This is a genomic window from Rhodanobacter koreensis, assembly GCF_054782855.1.
In genome coordinates, this window is sequence record NZ_BAAGRR010000001.1 from 891,554 (window position 1) to 908,168 (window position 16,615).

At 64.6% G+C, this 16,615-nt stretch carries 15 protein-coding genes; 9 read left to right on the forward strand and 6 right to left on the reverse strand.

Annotation, left to right across the window (positions count from 1 at the left end; genetic code table 11):
• Positions 1–110 precede the first annotated feature (110 nt).
• The 4 genes from ACYVKM_RS03790 (at position 111) to ACYVKM_RS03805 (ending at position 4,210) form a co-directional block, all read left to right on the forward strand.
• A complete protein-coding gene (locus ACYVKM_RS03790) occupies positions 111–887 on the forward strand; it encodes a sulfurtransferase (RefSeq protein WP_460875884.1) in 777 nt (258 codons plus the stop codon).
• Positions 884–1,669, forward strand: coding sequence for a pimeloyl-ACP methyl ester esterase BioH (bioH, locus tag ACYVKM_RS03795; protein WP_460875885.1), 786 nt, complete (start codon positions 884–886; stop codon positions 1,667–1,669). Before ACYVKM_RS03790 ends, bioH begins: the two co-directional genes overlap by 4 nt.
• Complete coding sequence (bioC, locus tag ACYVKM_RS03800; protein ID WP_460875887.1) at positions 1,666–2,547, forward strand: malonyl-ACP O-methyltransferase BioC; 882 nt, start codon at positions 1,666–1,668, stop codon at positions 2,545–2,547. Before bioH ends, bioC begins: the two co-directional genes overlap by 4 nt.
• 139 nt (positions 2,548–2,686) lie before the next feature.
• Complete coding sequence (locus tag ACYVKM_RS03805; RefSeq protein ID WP_460875889.1) at positions 2,687–4,210, forward strand: glycosyltransferase family 39 protein; 1,524 nt, start codon at positions 2,687–2,689, stop codon at positions 4,208–4,210.
• Positions 4,211–4,359: 149 nt separating this feature from the next.
• Here ACYVKM_RS03805 and ACYVKM_RS03810 read toward each other — a convergent pair whose 3' ends face one another.
• Genes ACYVKM_RS03810 through ACYVKM_RS03820 form a run of 3 tightly spaced genes read right to left on the reverse strand, consistent with a single transcriptional unit; the run spans position 4,360 to position 5,991 of the window.
• A complete protein-coding gene (locus tag ACYVKM_RS03810; protein ID WP_460875891.1) occupies positions 4,360–4,857 on the reverse strand; it encodes an SRPBCC family protein in 498 nt (165 codons plus the stop codon).
• On the reverse strand, positions 4,835–5,383 hold the full coding sequence (locus ACYVKM_RS03815) for an ArsR/SmtB family transcription factor (RefSeq protein ID WP_460875893.1): 549 nt from the start codon (positions 5,381–5,383) through the stop codon (positions 4,835–4,837). Before ACYVKM_RS03815 ends, ACYVKM_RS03810 begins: the two co-directional genes overlap by 23 nt.
• Positions 5,380–5,991, reverse strand: coding sequence for a DNA-3-methyladenine glycosylase I (locus tag ACYVKM_RS03820; protein WP_460875894.1), 612 nt, complete (start codon positions 5,989–5,991; stop codon positions 5,380–5,382). The genes ACYVKM_RS03815 and ACYVKM_RS03820 overlap by 4 nt, the downstream gene beginning before the upstream one ends.
• A gap of 97 nt (positions 5,992–6,088) precedes the next feature.
• Between ACYVKM_RS03820 and ACYVKM_RS03825 the strand changes: the two genes are divergently transcribed.
• Both ACYVKM_RS03825 and ACYVKM_RS03830 read left to right on the forward strand, forming a co-directional pair.
• Complete coding sequence (locus tag ACYVKM_RS03825) at positions 6,089–6,976, forward strand: DMT family transporter (protein WP_460875896.1); 888 nt, start codon at positions 6,089–6,091, stop codon at positions 6,974–6,976.
• Positions 6,977–7,060: 84 nt separating this feature from the next.
• Positions 7,061–8,170: a sterol desaturase family protein gene (locus ACYVKM_RS03830; protein WP_460875898.1), complete on the forward strand. Its 1,110-nt coding sequence runs from the start codon at positions 7,061–7,063 to the stop codon at positions 8,168–8,170.
• A 126-nt stretch (positions 8,171–8,296) separates the two neighbouring features.
• Here the strand turns inward: ACYVKM_RS03830 and ACYVKM_RS03835 are convergent, their stop codons facing one another.
• Positions 8,297–9,259, reverse strand: coding sequence for a pyridoxal-phosphate dependent enzyme (locus tag ACYVKM_RS03835; protein WP_460875899.1), 963 nt, complete (start codon positions 9,257–9,259; stop codon positions 8,297–8,299).
• Complete coding sequence (locus ACYVKM_RS03840; protein ID WP_460875900.1) at positions 9,256–10,269, reverse strand: aldose epimerase family protein; 1,014 nt, start codon at positions 10,267–10,269, stop codon at positions 9,256–9,258. The genes ACYVKM_RS03835 and ACYVKM_RS03840 overlap by 4 nt, the downstream gene beginning before the upstream one ends.
• Positions 10,270–10,333: 64 nt before the next feature.
• On the opposite strand from ACYVKM_RS03840, the gene pepN reads away from it, so the two are divergent.
• Positions 10,334–12,985 carry an aminopeptidase N gene (pepN, locus tag ACYVKM_RS03845; RefSeq protein ID WP_460875902.1) on the forward strand — a complete coding sequence of 884 codons (2,652 nt, stop codon included), beginning with the start codon at positions 10,334–10,336 and terminating at the stop codon, positions 12,983–12,985.
• Between the two features lie 80 nt (positions 12,986–13,065).
• On the opposite strand, the gene ACYVKM_RS03850 is transcribed toward pepN, so the two are convergent.
• The gene (locus ACYVKM_RS03850; protein WP_460875904.1) at positions 13,066–13,245 is read right to left on the reverse strand and encodes a hypothetical protein; all 180 of its coding nucleotides are present in this window, start codon (positions 13,243–13,245) and stop codon (positions 13,066–13,068) included.
• Between the two features lie 617 nt (positions 13,246–13,862).
• Between ACYVKM_RS03850 and mnmG the strand changes: the two genes are divergently transcribed.
• The gene (mnmG, locus tag ACYVKM_RS03855; protein ID WP_460875905.1) at positions 13,863–15,737 is read left to right on the forward strand and encodes a tRNA uridine-5-carboxymethylaminomethyl(34) synthesis enzyme MnmG; all 1,875 of its coding nucleotides are present in this window, start codon (positions 13,863–13,865) and stop codon (positions 15,735–15,737) included.
• Between the two features lie 95 nt (positions 15,738–15,832).
• Positions 15,833–16,612: an RDD family protein gene (locus tag ACYVKM_RS03860; RefSeq protein ID WP_460875906.1), complete on the forward strand. Its 780-nt coding sequence runs from the start codon at positions 15,833–15,835 to the stop codon at positions 16,610–16,612.
• Positions 16,613–16,615: the final 3 nt, after the last annotated feature.

The window sequence follows — 16,615 nt, forward strand, 5'->3', positions numbered from 1 at the left end:
CCAACTTTCGTTGGAATGACGGGCATTTGAGGGTTTTTCAAGGTTCCCGGAAGGCGGCCTTCCAGCCGCCGCCGCGTATAATTGCCCGCTCGCTCTGCCGATAACCTTGCATGTCGATCGTCAACATTTCCGCGTACAAATTCATCAGCCTGGACGAGCTGTCCACGCTGCGCGAACGGCTGCTCGAACGCTGCGAAGCGCTGGCGCTGAAAGGCACCATCCTGCTGGCACCCGAAGGCATCAACCTGTTCCTCGCCGGCAGTCGCTCAGCGATCGACGGCTTCATGGCCAGTCTGCACGAAGATCCGCGCTTCACCGATATCGAGCCGAAGGAGTCGTTGTCGGACGAGGTGCCGTTCGGCCGCCTGCGGGTACGCCTGAAGCATGAAATCATCACCATGCGGCTGCCGACGATCCGTCCCGAGGGCGGTCGCGCTCCGGCGGTGGACGCACCCACGCTGCAGCGTTGGCTGGATCAGGGCCATGACGATGAAGGCCGCGACGTCGTGCTGCTGGATACCCGCAACGACTACGAGGTCGATGTCGGCAAGTTCCCGCAGGCGGTGGACTACCGCATCGCCAGCTTCACCGAGTTTCCCGCCGCCATTGCCGCCGACCGCACGCGCTACGACGGCAAGACCATCGTGTCGTACTGCACCGGCGGCATCCGCTGCGAGAAGGCCGCGCTGCATATGCAGGATATCGGCATGCCGCACGTCTACCAGCTCGAAGGCGGCATCCTGAAATATCTGGAACAGACCGACGGCAGCCACTGGCGCGGCGATTGCTTCGTATTCGATGGCCGCGTTGCGGTGGACAACGCGCTGACGCCGGCTGGCATTCCGATGCCCGCACCACGCGCCAAGGACAAGGATTCCGACGCATGAGCCTGTACATGGAGACGCACGGCCACGGCCCGGTGCCGATGGTGCTGCTGCACGGCTGGGCGATGCACGGTGGCGTGCTGACTCCGCTGGTCGAGGCACTGGAAGAATATTGCACGATGTACGTGGTCGACCTGCCCGGCCATGGCTATTCACGCGACTGCGGGCTGCCGCTGGAGCCGAGTGCCTGCGCCGCCGCGATTGCCGCCATCACCCCGCCGGCGATCTGGCTGGGCTGGTCGCTGGGCGGACTGATCGCGTTGACCGCCGCGCTGGACCTGCCGCAGCAGGTGCGCGGCCTGGCGATGCTGTGCGCCACGCCGCGTTTCGTACGCGATGCCAGCTGGCCGTATGGCAACGATGCCGCGATGGTGCAGCAACTGGCCACCGACCTGGAAACCGATTACCACGGCACGATCGAGCGCTTCCTCGCGCTGGAGGCGATGGGCAGTGCCGATCCACGCGCCGAACTGCGCCAGCTGCGCACGCTGGTGTTCGCCCGCGGCGAACCCGACCTGCGCGTGTTGCAGGAAGGCATCCGTATCCTGGATACCGGCGACCGCCGCGCCGCCTTGCCTGACCTCAGCGTGCCCAGCGCATGGATCGCCGGCCGCCGCGACCGGCTGGTGCATCCGCAGGCGATGCAATGGTCGGCCAGCCAATGCGGCGGCAGCTACGACGAAATCGAGCGCGCCGGCCATGCGCCGTTCTTCGGCCATGCCGATGCGGTGGCGCAGGCACTCCAGCCCTTGCTGGCACACACTCACCCTGAGCACGCCCGATGAGCGAGTTCCACCTCGACCGGCAGCTGGTGCGCCGTCACTTCGGCCACGCCGCGAAAAGCTACGAACAGCACGACGTGCTGCAGCGTGAAGTGCAGGCCGCCCTGCTGGAGCGTCTGGACTTCTATACGCAAACACCGCAACGCGTGATCGACGTGGGCGCCGGTACCGGCCGCGGCAGCGCGCTGCTGAAGCAGCGCTACGCCAAGGCCGAGGTGATCGCCGTCGACCTCGCCCTGCCGATGCTGCGCGCGGCGAAGCAGCACGCAAGCTGGCTCAAGCCCTTCCAGCGCGTCTGCGCGGAAGCCACCGCTCTGCCGCTGCCCGACCACAGCGTCGACGTGCTGCATTCCAACCTGTGCTTCCAGTGGATCGACGATCTGCCCGCGCTGTTCAACGAATGCGTGCGTGCGCTTAAACCCGGCGGCCTGCTGGCGTTCTCGACGTTCGGCCCGGACACGCTGAAGGAACTGCGCGCGTCATGGGCCGAAGCCGACCAGCAACCGCACGTGAGCCGCTTCCTCGACATGCACGATGTCGGCGACGCCATGCTCGCCGCCGGCCTGCGCGACCCGGTGCTGGACGTATTCCGCTACACCCTGACCTACAGCGAACCGCGCAAGCTGCTCGAAGAACTGCAAGGCCTCGGCGCCACGAATGCCGACAGCACGCGCGAACGCGGCCTAACCGGCAAGTCACGCTACCGGCGCATGCTTGCCGCTTACGAGACGATGCGTGTGGACGGCCGCATTCCGGCGACATGGGAAGTGGTCACTGCGCATGCGTGGGGTCCGCCCGTTGGCCAGCCGCGACGTGGTTCCGACGGCGGCGAAATAGCCAGCTTCTCGATCGACAGCTTGCGCGGGTCGAGGCGGCGCTGAAATCGAGGATATTGCGGAATCGGAATGTCCGCTTTGGGTCGAAAGCGGACATTGGCTATCTTAGGGAAGTAGAAGAATCGCCGCCCGATGTCCGCACAGGCATCGGGCGAACAGTCGATCCACCTCCAAGGATGCGTCCATGATCGTGACCGGCACTCCAGTTCAGAGCGTAACGCCGGGCTACCGGAGAGGTGTCACGCCGGTGCTCGTCATCGCCGTGCTCTTCGGCGCAGCGCATATGCTGACCAACGGGCAGTACGGTTTTCACCGGGACGAATGGCAATTCCTGAGCGATGCACAGCATCTGGATTGGGGCTTCGTACCTTATCCGCCGCTGACCGCTGCACTGGAGCACCTGGGCCTCAAGATGTTCGGTCTGTCACTCGTGGGCCTGCGACTGTTTTCGGTGCTCGCGCAAGTCCTGGTGGTTCTCGCCAGCGGCCTGATGGCTCGCGACCTGGGCGGCGGCCGGCTGGCGCAGACCTTTGCGGCCATCGCGGTAGCGCTGTCGCCATTGCCGATGTTCTGGGCGACGGAATTCCAGTATTCCTCCTTCGACCTGTTGTGGTGGGTGCTTATCGCCTGGTGCGTGATTCGCCTGAGGCGTGACGATGAGCCACGCTGGTGGGTGGCGATTGGCATAGTCGCCGGCCTTGGCCTGCAGACCAAGTATTCGATGGCATTCGAGCTCGCTGGCGTGCTGGCGGGGGTGCTGCTCACCGACGCACGGCGATATGTTGCGAATCGCTGGTTCTGGGTCGGCGGCGCCGTCGCGCTACTCATCTTTGCCCCCAACCTCGCCTGGCTCATCCGGCACGACTTCATTTCCTACCATTTCCTGCAAGGCATCCATGCGCGCGACGTACATCAGGGGCGCGCGGACGGTTTCCTGCGCGATCAGTTCCTGCTGGGTGCCAACCTGTTCGCCGCGCCTGTCTGGCTGGCCGGTTTGTTCGCCTGCTTCAACGACCGCCGCTATCGCATGCTTGCCTGGATGTACGTGGTGCCGGTGCTGCTGTTCCTGTTGGCCCAGGGGCGCTTCTATTACACCGGCGGTGCTTATCCCATGCTGCTGGCCATGGGGTCCGTGATGGGCGAGCGATGGTTGCGCACGCTGCGCCCGGCATGGCGCGTCGGGATCACTACGCTGGTATTTGCGGGCGTCTTCACCATCGGCATCTTTGCGACGCTGCGCATCGTACCCATCGCATCAAGCGGCCCGTTGCGAGACTTTGCACTCCGAAACAACGTCGACCTTCGCGAAGAAATCGGCTGGAACGAAATCGTCGCGCGAGTGGCAGCTATTCGTGATGCCCTGCCTGCCGAACAGCAAGCCAACCTGGGCATTGTCGTGGGCAACTATGGCGAGTACGGCGCCATTGCCCTGCTGGGTCAGCGCTACCACCTGCCCACACCGATCACCGCGGTCAACTCCGGATGGCTTCGTGGCTATCCGCAGACGCCACCCACCACCTTCATCGTGCTGGGCAGTTCACACGAACGCGCCGATGAGCTTTTCACCGATTGCCGCCTTGCTGGCCACACGGCCAACGCATGGGGCGTGGCCAACGAGGAAAGCCTGGACCACCCCGATATCTTCGTGTGCGGCCCCACACGCAAACCATTGAGCGAGCTTTGGAAGCACGGGCCGGAATTTGGGTGAGTTGTCGTCGCACAAACTGTCCAGACGCCTGAAGGGATGCGCGCTGTCAGCGATGTCCGCAACGGTCGAAAGCGGACATCCAGTTTGATCGGCCGATAAGTAAACCTGACCCCGTTTCTACCCATACGCCGCTGGCCGCGGTGTGGTCACTATCTGTCTGCGAGCAGCTCATCCAGCTGCGCGAACTGTTCGGGCAAGCCCTCCGCCGAACCGGCGAGGGCTTCGTCGAGGGCCGCTTCCGTGGGGTAGAGTTCGTGGAAGGTGACCAACGTCTTGCCGGCATTTTCCTCGAACGTCACCGTGGTCACGGCGCCCTGATCGCTTTCTTCGTTCGTCCACACGATGCGCTCGTTCGGCGTTACTTCTTTGTACGTGCCGAAGAACGCCATCGGTTGATCGAAGGCCGGATGGCTGAACACGAAGCGATACGCGCCCCCGGTGCGAGCATCCATGTCGCACGAGACCAGCGACATGCCCGCCGACTTCGGAATCCACCAGAGCTTGAATAGTTCGGGTTTGCTCCACGCCTCGAAGACGATGTGCGCCGGGGCATTGAACGTTCGCGTCACGACGAGTTCGTGGTTGGACTTGCGCTCCACAACGGTGCGGTTCATGGCGGCGGGACTACCTTCTTTTGCTTTGGACATCTGCCTTCTCCTTGCATTTCAAGTGCTCGACAAGCTTGTCCAGCGCGTCGAAACGCGCGCTCCAGAGTTCGCGGTGCCGCTCGATCCAGGCAGCCTCTTCTTCCAGCCGGCGTAGTCCGAGCTTGCAGGTTCGTACGCGCCCGACCTTCTCGGTGGTCACGAGCCCCGCCTGCTCCAGGATGCTGACGTGCTTCTTCATGCCCGTGAGGGTCATGCGAAACCGTTGGGCAAGGTCGGTGATCGAGGCGTCCGAACCCCCGAGCTGCTCCAGCACGCCGCGCCGGGTGACATCGGAGAGCGCGGCGAATGTTGTGTCGAGGCGGGCTTGATAGTGAACCATATGGTTCACTGTAAAGCGCACATGGGTGATTTGCAAGCGGATGACCCCACGGGCGCAAATCGCACGTAGCTCCTCTGCCGCTCCGGACCCAAGCGGCGCATGCGAGCGTGGGCAAAGTTCCGACCAGCGGCTTTGTGGCAGCCAGATCAGGACGTCGGATGACTCCTCAGGGTCGAAAGCAGTCATTCACAAGAAGCACCACTCACTATCTTCCCGCCACACGCCTTGTGCCGGAAACATCCCACCAAGTGATCATTGATCATCCCTGTCGCCTGCAGCAGCGAATAGCAGATCGTCGTGCCGACGAAGCGGAAGCCGCGCTTCTTCAGCGTCTTGCTCATGCGATCGGACAACTCGGTGCTGGCCGGCACTTCGCTCTTGTCGCGCCAGCGATTGACCAGCGGCTTGCCGTCGACGAACGACCACAGATAGGCATCCAGACTGCCGAACTCATCGATCACTTCCAGCGCGACTTTTGCGTTGTCACGCGTCGCCGTCACCTTCAGCCGATTGCGGATGATGCCGGGGTCGAGCAGCAGCTTTTCGAGTTCGCGATCCTTCATCGCGGCGACGCGGGCGATCTCGAAATTGTGAAAGGCCTTGCGGTAGTTCTCGCGCTTGGCCAGCACGGTGCGCCAGGACAGGCCGGCCTGCGCGCCCTCCAGGCACAGGAACTCGAACAGGGCGCGATCGTCGTGCAGTGGCATGCCCCATTCGGTGTCGTGGTAGTGGCACATCAGGGCATCGCTGCTGATGGCCCAATGGCAACGTGGCAGATCGGACGGCTTGGTCATGGCAGGCACTGACTGAGTGGGAAACAAGGCGCGCGAGGTCGCCGGCACACCCTAGCCGACACCGCTAGACTTGTCGCTCCCTCCCGATTGTTTCGTCATGCCCCCTCTTTCGTCGCCACAGCGCAGTGCCGTCCCTGCGCTGCTCGTCACCATCCTGCTCTGGGCTTACAGCTGGATCGTGATGAAACAGGTACTGGCGCATGCCGGACCGTTCGATTTCGCCGCGTTGCGTTACCTGCTTGGCGCGGCCGTGCTGTTTGCTGTCCTGCTGGTTTCGCGGCAATCACTGCGGCCACCGCCGTTGCTGCCGACGATCCTGATCGGCCTGTGCCAGACCGCCGCGTTCCAGGGGCTGGAGCAGTGGGCGCTGCTCGATGGCGGTGCCGGCCACGTGGCGCTGCTGGCCTATACCATGCCGTTCTGGGCCGTGCTGCTGGCGTGGCTGCTGCTCGGCGAAAAGCCGACCCGGCGGCACTGGCTGGGGCTGGCGCTGGCCGCGCTGGGACTGCTGTGCATCATCGAGCCGTGGCATCGGATGGGTAGCGTGATAAGCACCACGCTGGCGCTTGCCGGTGGCGCCGCCTGGGCGGCCGGCACCGTGCTCAGCAAGCGCCTGTTCCGCACACATACGCTTTCGGTACTCAACCTCACCGCGTGGCAGATGCTGGCCGGTGGCGTGGCGCTCGGCATCGTGGCGCTGACGGTACCGCAGCGCCCGATCGACTGGGACTGGGCCTTCATAGGCGGCCTCGCCTACAGCGTGGTGCTGGCTTCCGCCGTGGCCTGGTGGCTGTGGTCGATCGTGCTGCAGCGGCTGCCCACCACCGTGGCCAGCCTGTCCAGCTTGGGCGTGCCGATTGTCAGCGTGCTGCTGGCGTGGATGATCCTGCACGAACAGCCATCCATGATGGAGGTGTTCGGCATCGCGCTGGTGCTGCTGGGGCTGGTGGCAGTCAGCGGCATCGGCGTGCGGCAACGCGGCTGAGTCTGCCAGGCCGGGGTGGCCATTCAGCCTCCGGGCCTGCATGCAGCGATATCATGTAACGCTGCCGGAACTGAAGAAATGCCGATGTTTGATCTGTCTCAATGGTGGGCTCACGGGGTCAGCTGGCTGAGCGCCCATGCGGTCGTGCCCTTCCTGGATGTGGTGCATCTGAACGGGCTGGCCGGCGACCCCAACGACATCGCCGCGTCACTGATGATTGCCGCGCTGCAGGTGGGCATCATCGGCTTGCTGTTCCGCCCGCTGGAGACCTGGTTTCCGGCCGAGCAGTGGGCCGATCGCAAGCTGACCCTGGTCGACCGCAACTACACGCTGCTGATGCTGCTCGGCATCTTTCCGCTGTTCACCTATCTGGTGCTGACCCCGTTCAGCCATCTGTTCGGCGGCGCCGACACCGACACCTCGAGCACCGGCTCACCGCTGGCGCTGACGCATTGGATACCCTGGTTCAATCAGCACCCCTACGCGCTGTTCGCGACGTATTACGTGGTGTACGACTTCGTGTACTACTGGATGCACCGCACCCAGCACGCGATCCCGTGGTGGTGGGCGCTGCACAGCATGCATCACAGCACGCGCCAGATGAGCTGCTGGACCAACGACCGCGGCAGCCTGGTCGACGGTTTCATCCAGTCGATGATCCTGGCCGTGGTCGGCCTGGTGATCGGTGTGGACCCGGACGAGTTCGCGTGGCTGATGCTGATCGGCGAACTGGTGCAGAACTTCTCGCATACGAACACGCGCATCGGCTTTGGTCGAGTGTTCGAGCGGGTATTCGTCGATCCGAAATTCCACCGCCTGCACCACATGCTGGTCGACCCCGAGCGACCGACCCTGCACATCTGCAACTACGGCCAGGTGCTGTCGATCTGGGACGTGCTGTTCGGCACGTCGCTGTACGGCATGGCGCCGCGACCAACCGGCGTGGGCGACCCGGTCGTCGATGCCGACAACGACCACGGCCTGGTCGGCCTGCACTGGGCCGCGCTGAAGCGCTTCTGGGGTGCGGTGCGCCGCATCGAGGGCTGGACACCGGGCGAGGTGGCGTTCGGCGAAGGCTACCGGCCGATCCCGGTCAGCCAACTCGACCTGCATGCGTTCGAGCACAAGCCGCCAGTCGCGACCATCGCCGAAGCGGATCTTGCGAGCAGCACCACTTCCGCGGAAGTAGCGTGACCTAGGGATGGTCTGAAGACTCGTCATTCCAGCGAAAGCTGGAATCTAGTGCCGCTGCAAGTCACCGAAGACGCTAGATTCCAGCTTTCGCTGGAATGACGGGCAAAAGCTTGATTCAGACCCTCTCTAATACCAGGGCAACGCCTGCAGATCGACGTTGCCACCGGTAAGCACCACGCCAACACGACGGCCGGCGAAGCGCTCGCGCTGCTTGAGGATCGCCGCCAGCACGATGGCGCTGGACACTTCCACCACCTGCTTCAGCTCCGACCACAGCAGCTGCATGGCGGCGATGGTTTCCGCATCGCTGACGGTGATCACGTCGACCTGATGTACGCGCAACGCCGCGAGGTTCTGTTCACCGACCAAGGCACGCAGGCCGTCGCACAGCGTGTCCGGCACCACCGTGGTCACGCGGGCGCCATGCGCCAGCGACTGCGCGGCATCGTCGGCGCCCACCGGCTCGGCGCCAAACAGGGGCAGCGACGGATCGATCGCATGTGCGGCGATTGCCGCGCCGCTGGCCAGACCGCCGCCGCCCACCGGCGTGATCAGCGCATCCAGTCTTGGCACCTGTTGCAACAACTCCAGCACGAGGGTGCCCTGCCCGGCCATCACCTGGGTGTCGGCATACGGATGCACCATCACCGCACCAGTGGCGCGCTGCACCTCGGCGGACATTTCCTCGCGCGCCGCCTGCGTGGGTGCGCAGCGATGGAGGACGGCACCGGCACGCTCGATCGCCTCGACCTTGGCGCGCACCGCCCCCTCGGGCACCACCACATGCGCGGCGATGCCGCGTGTCGCCGCGGCCAGCGCCAGCGCGTTGCCGTGGTTGCCGGAGGAATGGGTGACCACGCCGTGCGCGGCCTGCTCGTCATTCAGCGCCCACACCGCATTGCAGGCGCCGCGGAACTTGAACGCGCCGCCGCGCTGCAGGTTCTCGCACTTGAAATGCAGCTCGGCGCCGCTCAGCGCGTCCAGCGCATCGCTGCGCAAAACGGGCGTGACCCGCGCATGCGGCGCGATGCGCGCGGCGGCGTCACGGATCTGTTCGAAACTCGGCAACGCTCCCGGCAAGGAACTCATGGCAACACCACCTCCACACCGCAACGGAAACTGCGTTCGGCGCCGGGCAGCAGGCGGATCGCCTCGGCGCATTCCGGCCGGTTGAACGCATCGGCCATGCACTCCATCGGCTCCAGCGCGATCGCGCGGCGTACATCGCGGCTCACCGTGTCCGCGGTGAATGCGTGCATCACGCCACGCTCCTGCCACAACGCAAGGCCCAGTCCGCTCGACGGATCGCGCAGACGGGTGCGGATGCGGCCATCGGCGTCAGCGTCCAGGTCGGTATAACCCTGATCGAGAATGCTGCCGCCAAGCAGCCGCGGCTCGCGAAAATCCAGTGCCGGCGCATCATCCAGCGCCACGTACGCGGCCGCACCGGGCAGCGCGATCAGCTCGGCATCGGTGCGAATCAATGTCTGCGCAGGAATCTGCAGCTGCCAGCCGTCGACCGTGCTGTCGGCCAGCCGGAAATACGGATGCCAGCCGAAGAAACACGGCGCCACGCTGCCGCCGACATTGCGCATCCGCGCTTCCAGGGTGAGGCCGCCGGCATCCAGCGTGAAGGTCACGGCCAGGTCGATCGCGTGCGGGTAGCCCGGCTGCGGGCGGATCACGCTGGTGCCCAGCGTCACCCGCGCAGACTGGCCGTCCGCCTCCAGTGCCGTGACGGCGAACTCCGCATCACGCACGAAACCATGCCGGCTGGCGCGCCCGGCACCGACGACGCCGGGCTGCAGATCCTGCGGCTGGCCGTCGAAGGTGTAGCGCGCATCGGCAATCCGTCCGGCAAACGGCACCATGATCGCAAAACGCGAGCCCGGCCGGCCGGTCACTTCGGTGGCGTCGCGGTAACCATCGGCAAGATCATGCATGGTTCCGCCCATGGCCACTTCGAAGCTCAACAGCGCCGCGCCATGACACGCGATACGCAGGCGCCGGCTGCCGTCGGGACTGGTCAGCACCACGACCGGCTGCTCGCCCAGTCGGGCACGCTCGGCGGCATATCGCGTGACGTTCGATGGCGTCATGGGTTTCTCCTGCCGTTAAAGTGCCCATGTTAGCCTGATCATTCCCCACCCCGCTGTTGTCCGCATGAACTCACTTTCCGAGCAAGCCCCTGCGCTGATCCGCCTCGACGATTACCGCGCACCCGCCTGGCGGGTCGAAACAGTCGAGCTGGATTTCGACCTGGGCATCGATGCCAGCGAACTGGTCGCACGCCTGCTGCTTCGCCGCGATCCCGCGCAGACGGCACCACTGCGGCTTGATGGCGAGAACCTGCAACTGCTGTCGATCGCACTCGATGGCCAGACTCTTCCCGCCACCGCGTACCGCTATATCGGCAACGTGCTGGAAGTCGATGGCACCCGGGACGGCAGCGTGCTGGAAACCCGCGTGCGGCTGCGGCCGGCGGCAAACACCACGCTGGAAGGCCTGTATCTGTCCGGCTCGCGCGAGGCGGGTTTCCTGCTGACCCAGTGCGAGGCCGAAGGCTTCCGCCACATCACCTTCTTTCCCGACCGACCCGACGTGCAGTCGCGCTATACCGTCACCCTGCGCGCCGATCGCACGCGCTTCCCGGTGCTGCTGGCCGGCGGCAATCCCGACGGCGCCGGCGAGCTGGAGGGTGGCCGGCACTGGGCGCGTTTCGTCGATCCGCACCCGAAGCCCAGCTACCTGTTCGCGCTGGTAGCCGGCAAGCTGGAAAAGGTCGAACGCAACTACATCACCGCCGATGGCCGTGCGGTGGAGCTGAAGATCTGGGCCGAAGCCGACGCGATCGACCGCTGCGACTACGCGATGAACGCGCTGGAGCGCTCGATGCGCTGGGACGAGCAGACCTTCGGCCGCAACTACGATCTGGACGTGTTCCACATCGTCGCCACCCATGACTTCAACATGGGCGCGATGGAGAACAAGGGTCTCAACATCTTCAACGCGAAATACCTGCTGGCCGATCCGGATTCGACCACCGACGACGAATACCGCCATGTCGAGGCGGTGGTCGCGCACGAGTACTTCCACAACTGGAGCGGCAACCGCGTCACCTGCCGCGACTGGTTCCAGTTGTCGCTGAAGGAAGGGCTCACGGTGTTCCGCGAGCAGAGCTTCTCCGCCGACATGAACTCCGCACCGCTGAAGCGCATCGAGGATGTGGCCCTGCTGCGTCGTGCGCAGTTCCCCGAGGATGCCGGCCCGCTGGCGCATCCGGTGCGCCCGGCGCAATACAGCGAGATCAACAATTTCTATACCGCCACGGTGTACGAGAAAGGTGCCGAGCTGGTGCGCATGCTGGCCGGACGGCTGGGCAGGGACGGCTTCCGTCGCGGCATGGATCTTTACTTCGAACGCAACGACGGCCGCGCCGCGACGCTGGAGGATTTCCTGGCCGCGCTGGGCGAGGCCAACGGAACCGACTTGACCCCATACCTGGCGTGGTACGCCCAGGCTGGCACACCACGCCTGAAAGCACACGGTCATTACGATGCAGCCAGCCGCGAATACACCCTGACCCTGGCACAGCAGATCCAGGCCGGCACGCATCAGCAGACCGGCGCACCGTTGCCGATCCCGGTCAAGCTGGCGCTGTTCACGCGCAACGGCGACATGCTGCCGCTGCAGATGGATGGCCAGACGGCCAAACCGGAAACCGAGTGCATCGTGGTGCTGACACAGGCCGAGCAGCGCTTCGTCTTCAACAACGTCATCACCGCACCGGTGCCGTCGCTGCTGCGCGGATTCTCCGCACCGGTGATTCTCGATTGTGACTACACGCCGGATGATCTGGCACTGCTGCTGCGCCACGACATCGACGGCTTCAATCGCTGGGAGGCCGGTCAGCAGCTTGCCATCCGGGCCTATGAAAATCTGCGTGATGGCGACGCAGATGGTGCACTGCAGGCCTGGTGTGAAGCGCTGGCGCATCTGTTCCACGACGACGCCATCGACGACGCTCTGCTGGCCGACGTGCTGACTCCACCGGGCGAGATCGAGCTGGCCGAGCGCGAGATGGCGATCGACCCTCAGCATATTCACGTTCTGCGTGAACGCCTGCAGCAACAGCTGGCCGAGCGACTGGGAGCAGCGGCATTGCGCCAGCGTTTCCAAATGCTCGACACGCATACCAATGCGCTGCTCGATGCTTCAAGCCAGGCGCGGCGGCGCCTCAAGCGTCGCGTGCTGGAGCTGCTGAATCTGGTGGACAACAGTAGTGCTCGTGTACTGGCGGCCGTGCAATATCGAAGCGCACCCGGCATGACGGACCGGCTCGCCGCGCTCACCGTGCTGGTACACAGCCATGCCGGGCAGGCCGCTGCCGCTTTGACGGATTATCGCGAACGCCATGCCGACAATGCGCTTGCGCTGGACAAATGGTTTGCGGTCCAGGCGCAGCTGCCAGGCGATGCCGCACTGGAACGCGTGCGGTTGCTGGAGCAGGACCCGGCATTCACGCTGAAGAACCCGAACCGGGTGCAGGCGCTGCTCGGTGCTTTCGTGCGCGGCAATCCCAGCGGTTTCCACCGTGCCGATGGCGCCGGTTACCGTCTGCTCGCCGAACGGCTGCTCATGCTTGATGCGTTGAATCCGCAACTCGCGGCGCGACTGGCCACGGCGTTCAATGGCTGGCAGCGGCTGGAACCGCAGCGTCGCGAAGCAGCGCGTATGGCGATTGCCGGACTGGCCGGACACGGTGGGCTTTCGCGCAATCTGGCCGAGATCATCGGCAACGTGCTCAATCACTGAGCGACGACAGCCTGATTACAAGGCATCCGGGTTGTCTTCCCGGTGTGCGTGGCATGCTTGCCACGCACACTGCACTTGATTCAGACGGCCAGATGATCCAGTGCGTCGAGCAGGCTCTGCATGCGTGACTCCAGACCCGGCTGCAGTGCAACGCGCTCGTTGTCCGCGCGCTCGTCCAGGCTTTCCATCGCCATCTCGACCTGGCCAATCTCGATCAGCAGATCGTGGTGCGGATAAACCGGCTCGAAGTTGAAGTTCATGTCCATGTCCATGGTGTGCCCCCTTCGCGTGGGTTTGTGTTGGTGAGCGGAACGATGCATCGCCCGTGCCAATGTGTGATGTCCATCACAGTCAATTCGCGGCTCGGATCGCGCAACTGACGCTGCACGTCATCTGCTGCCGCGGCCCGGCACAAAATCCCCTTTCAGTCACCCCTTGTTCACGCTTACTCGGCGAATATCGCCCCGTACTTCGCGACAGCGTTCGCTGTCTGCGCCAGCGACATTCCGGTTTCTGGCGCTCGGCAATACGGTCATCCTGGATTCCCCCTGTTCCTGAGACCGCCGGGCGCCAGATCTATCAGCACAAGGCCCCGCGGCCACCAGCCGCGGGGCCTTGTCTTTTGGGCTTCGGAAAATTTGCTGACCGCACAAAAGGCGACGGCACCCCGAAGGGTGCCGTCTTGCTTCCTTTCCTGGTACGCGATCGAACCCCTGTCCGTCCGATCTCGGCGCGCGTATTCGCGCAGCGTCTGCCCCTGAAAGTGCAGAGGGTTTGAAGCATGAAACATGCCAGCCATCCTGATCAGCCGGCAAAGTATTGAAGGCGTTACCATGGCGCCCCGTTTTGTCACTTTTTGCACGCTCAGGTCAGTTCCATGCGCCATCCGACCCACTACGACGTCATCGTGATCGGCGGCGGCCACGCCGGCACCGAGGCCGCGCTGGCGTCCGCACGCACCGGTGCACGCACCCTGCTGCTCAGCCACAACATCGAGACGATCGGCCAGATGAGCTGCAACCCGGCCATCGGCGGTATCGGCAAGGGGCACCTCGTCAAGGAAATCGACGCGCTTGGCGGTGCCATGGCGCAGGCAGCGGATCGCGCAGGTATCCAGTGGCGCACCCTGAATGCATCGAAAGGACCGGCCGTGCGCGCCACCCGCTGTCAGGCCGACCGTGCGCTGTACAAGGCGGCGATCCGGCGCATGGTGGAAACCCAGCCGAACCTGGAGCTGTTCCAGCAGGCGGTCGACGATCTGATCATCGAGCATGGCCGCGTCACCGGCGTGGTGACCCAGATGGGCCTGTCGTTCGGCGCGACCACGGTGGTGCTCACCGCCGGCACCTTCCTCGCCGGCAAGATCCATATCGGTCAGGCACAGTACGCCGGTGGCCGTGCCGGCGATCCGCCGGCCAGCACGCTTGCCACAAAACTGCGCGAGCTGCCGGTAGCCGCCGATCGCCTGAAGACCGGCACGCCGCCGCGCATCGACCTGCGCAGCATCGACTTCAGCGGACTCGAGGAACAGCCAGGCGATGATCCGGCACCGGTGTTCTCCTATCTGGGCTCACGCGCCGATCATCCGCGCCAGGTCAGTTGCTGGATCACCCATACCGGCGAGCGCACACACGAACTGATTCGCGGCGCTCTCGACCGCTCGCCGCTGTACACCGGCCAGATCGAAGGCATCGGCCCGCGTTACTGCCCGTCGATCGAGGACAAGGTGGCGCGCTTCGCCGAGAAAAACTCGCACCAGATCTTCATCGAACCGGAGGGACTGGACACGTTCGAGATCTATCCGAACGGCATCTCCACCTCGCTGCCATATGACGTACAGCTGGCCCTGGTGCGTTCGATCAAGGGCTTCGAGCATGCCCACATCACCCGCCCCGGCTACGCGATCGAGTACGACTACTTCGATCCGCGGGGGCTGCATCCGTGGCTGGAGACCAAGGCGATACCCGGCCTGTACTTCGCCGGCCAGATCAACGGCACGACGGGCTACGAGGAAGCCGGCGCACAAGGCCTGATCGCCGGTCTCAACGCCGCTCTCGCCGTGCAGCGCAAGGCGCCGTGGTATCCGCGTCGCGACGAGGCGTATATCGGCGTGCTGATCGACGACCTCACCAGCAACGGCACGATCGAGCCGTACCGCATGTTCACCTCGCGCGCCGAGTACCGCCTGCATCTGCGCGAGGACAACGCCGACCTGCGCCTGACCGAAAAAGGCCATGAACTCGGCTTGGTGCCGCAGACACGCTTCGATGCGTTGCGCATCAAACGCGAGGCGGTCGAACGCGAGACACAACGCCTGGGTGCGTTGTGGGCCGCGCCCACCAATGTGCTTGGCGCGGCAATCGAGCGCGAACTCGGCATTGCCGTGAGCCGCGAAACGAATGCACTGGACCTGCTGCGTCGTCCGGAACTGGATTATGCAAGGCTCACCAGCGTGGCCGAACTCGGCCCTGCGGTGGAGCGCGAAGATGTCGCCGCCCAGGTCGAGGTGCAGACCAAGTATTCCGGCTATCTGGAACGCCAGCACGAGGAAATCGAGCGCCAGCGCCGGCACGAGCACACCACGATCCCCACCAGTTTCGATTACGACAAGGTGCGCGGGTTGTCGGCCGAGGTGTTGCTGAAACTCAAACGCACGCAGCCGGCCACGATCGGCCAGGCAGCCCGCGTCAGCGGTGTCACGCCCGCCGCCATTTCGCTGCTGCTGGTACACCTGAAGCGTCACGCCGCCTGAGTCGCCTCGCTCCGCATGCCATCTGGACTTGTGGCATGCAGAATTCGGCTGCTCTCATGGCATCATGCCACTTTGACCAGCATGGGGAGTGCGCGATGGAAATCTGGATCGGTCGGGACGGCGAACGGCATGGCCCGTACAAGGAAGACGATATCCGGCAGTGGCTGCGCAGCGGCCAGGTCAGTCGCGACGACCTGGCCTGGTATGAAGGCCTTGCTGACTGGCAGCCGCTGTCCGTGCTGTTTCCCGATGAAGTGCACAGTGCGCCGCCGGCAGCCGACAATCCCTATTCGGCACCCACCGCGCCATTGCAGGTGCTGCCGCAAACCACCGCTGCCGCGCTGGAGGACTATGCCGGCTTCTGGAAGCGTGTGGGCGCGTACATCCTCGATGCCATCATCCTGTACTTCCCCCAGGCGCTGATCCAGAAGGCGCTCGGTGTTGACGCGGCCAAAGAGGCATTGCAACAGGCCGCCGTCAACGCGGCCGGCGACCCTCACCTGATGATCGCCGCCCAGGAGCAGTTCTACGCCGCCATGTGGCCTGCCATGCTGCTGGGCATCGTGATCGGCTGGCTGTACTTCGCCATATGCGAGAGTTCGGCGTGGCAGGGAACCCTTGGCAAGCTCGCATTGGGCATCCGGGTCACCGACATGCAGGGCAACCGGATCAGCTTCCCGCGTGCGCTGGGACGTTATGCGGCCAAGATCCTCAGCGGCATCATCCTGTGCATCGGCTACCTGATGGTCGCCTGGACCCAGCGCAAGCAGGGCCTGCATGACCTCATCGTCGGCACCCTGGTGTTGAATGGCCGCGCCAGCGAGTTCAAGTCGACCCAGGCCTCATCCGGCAACAGCAACTCGTTCAGCGCCTGAGCT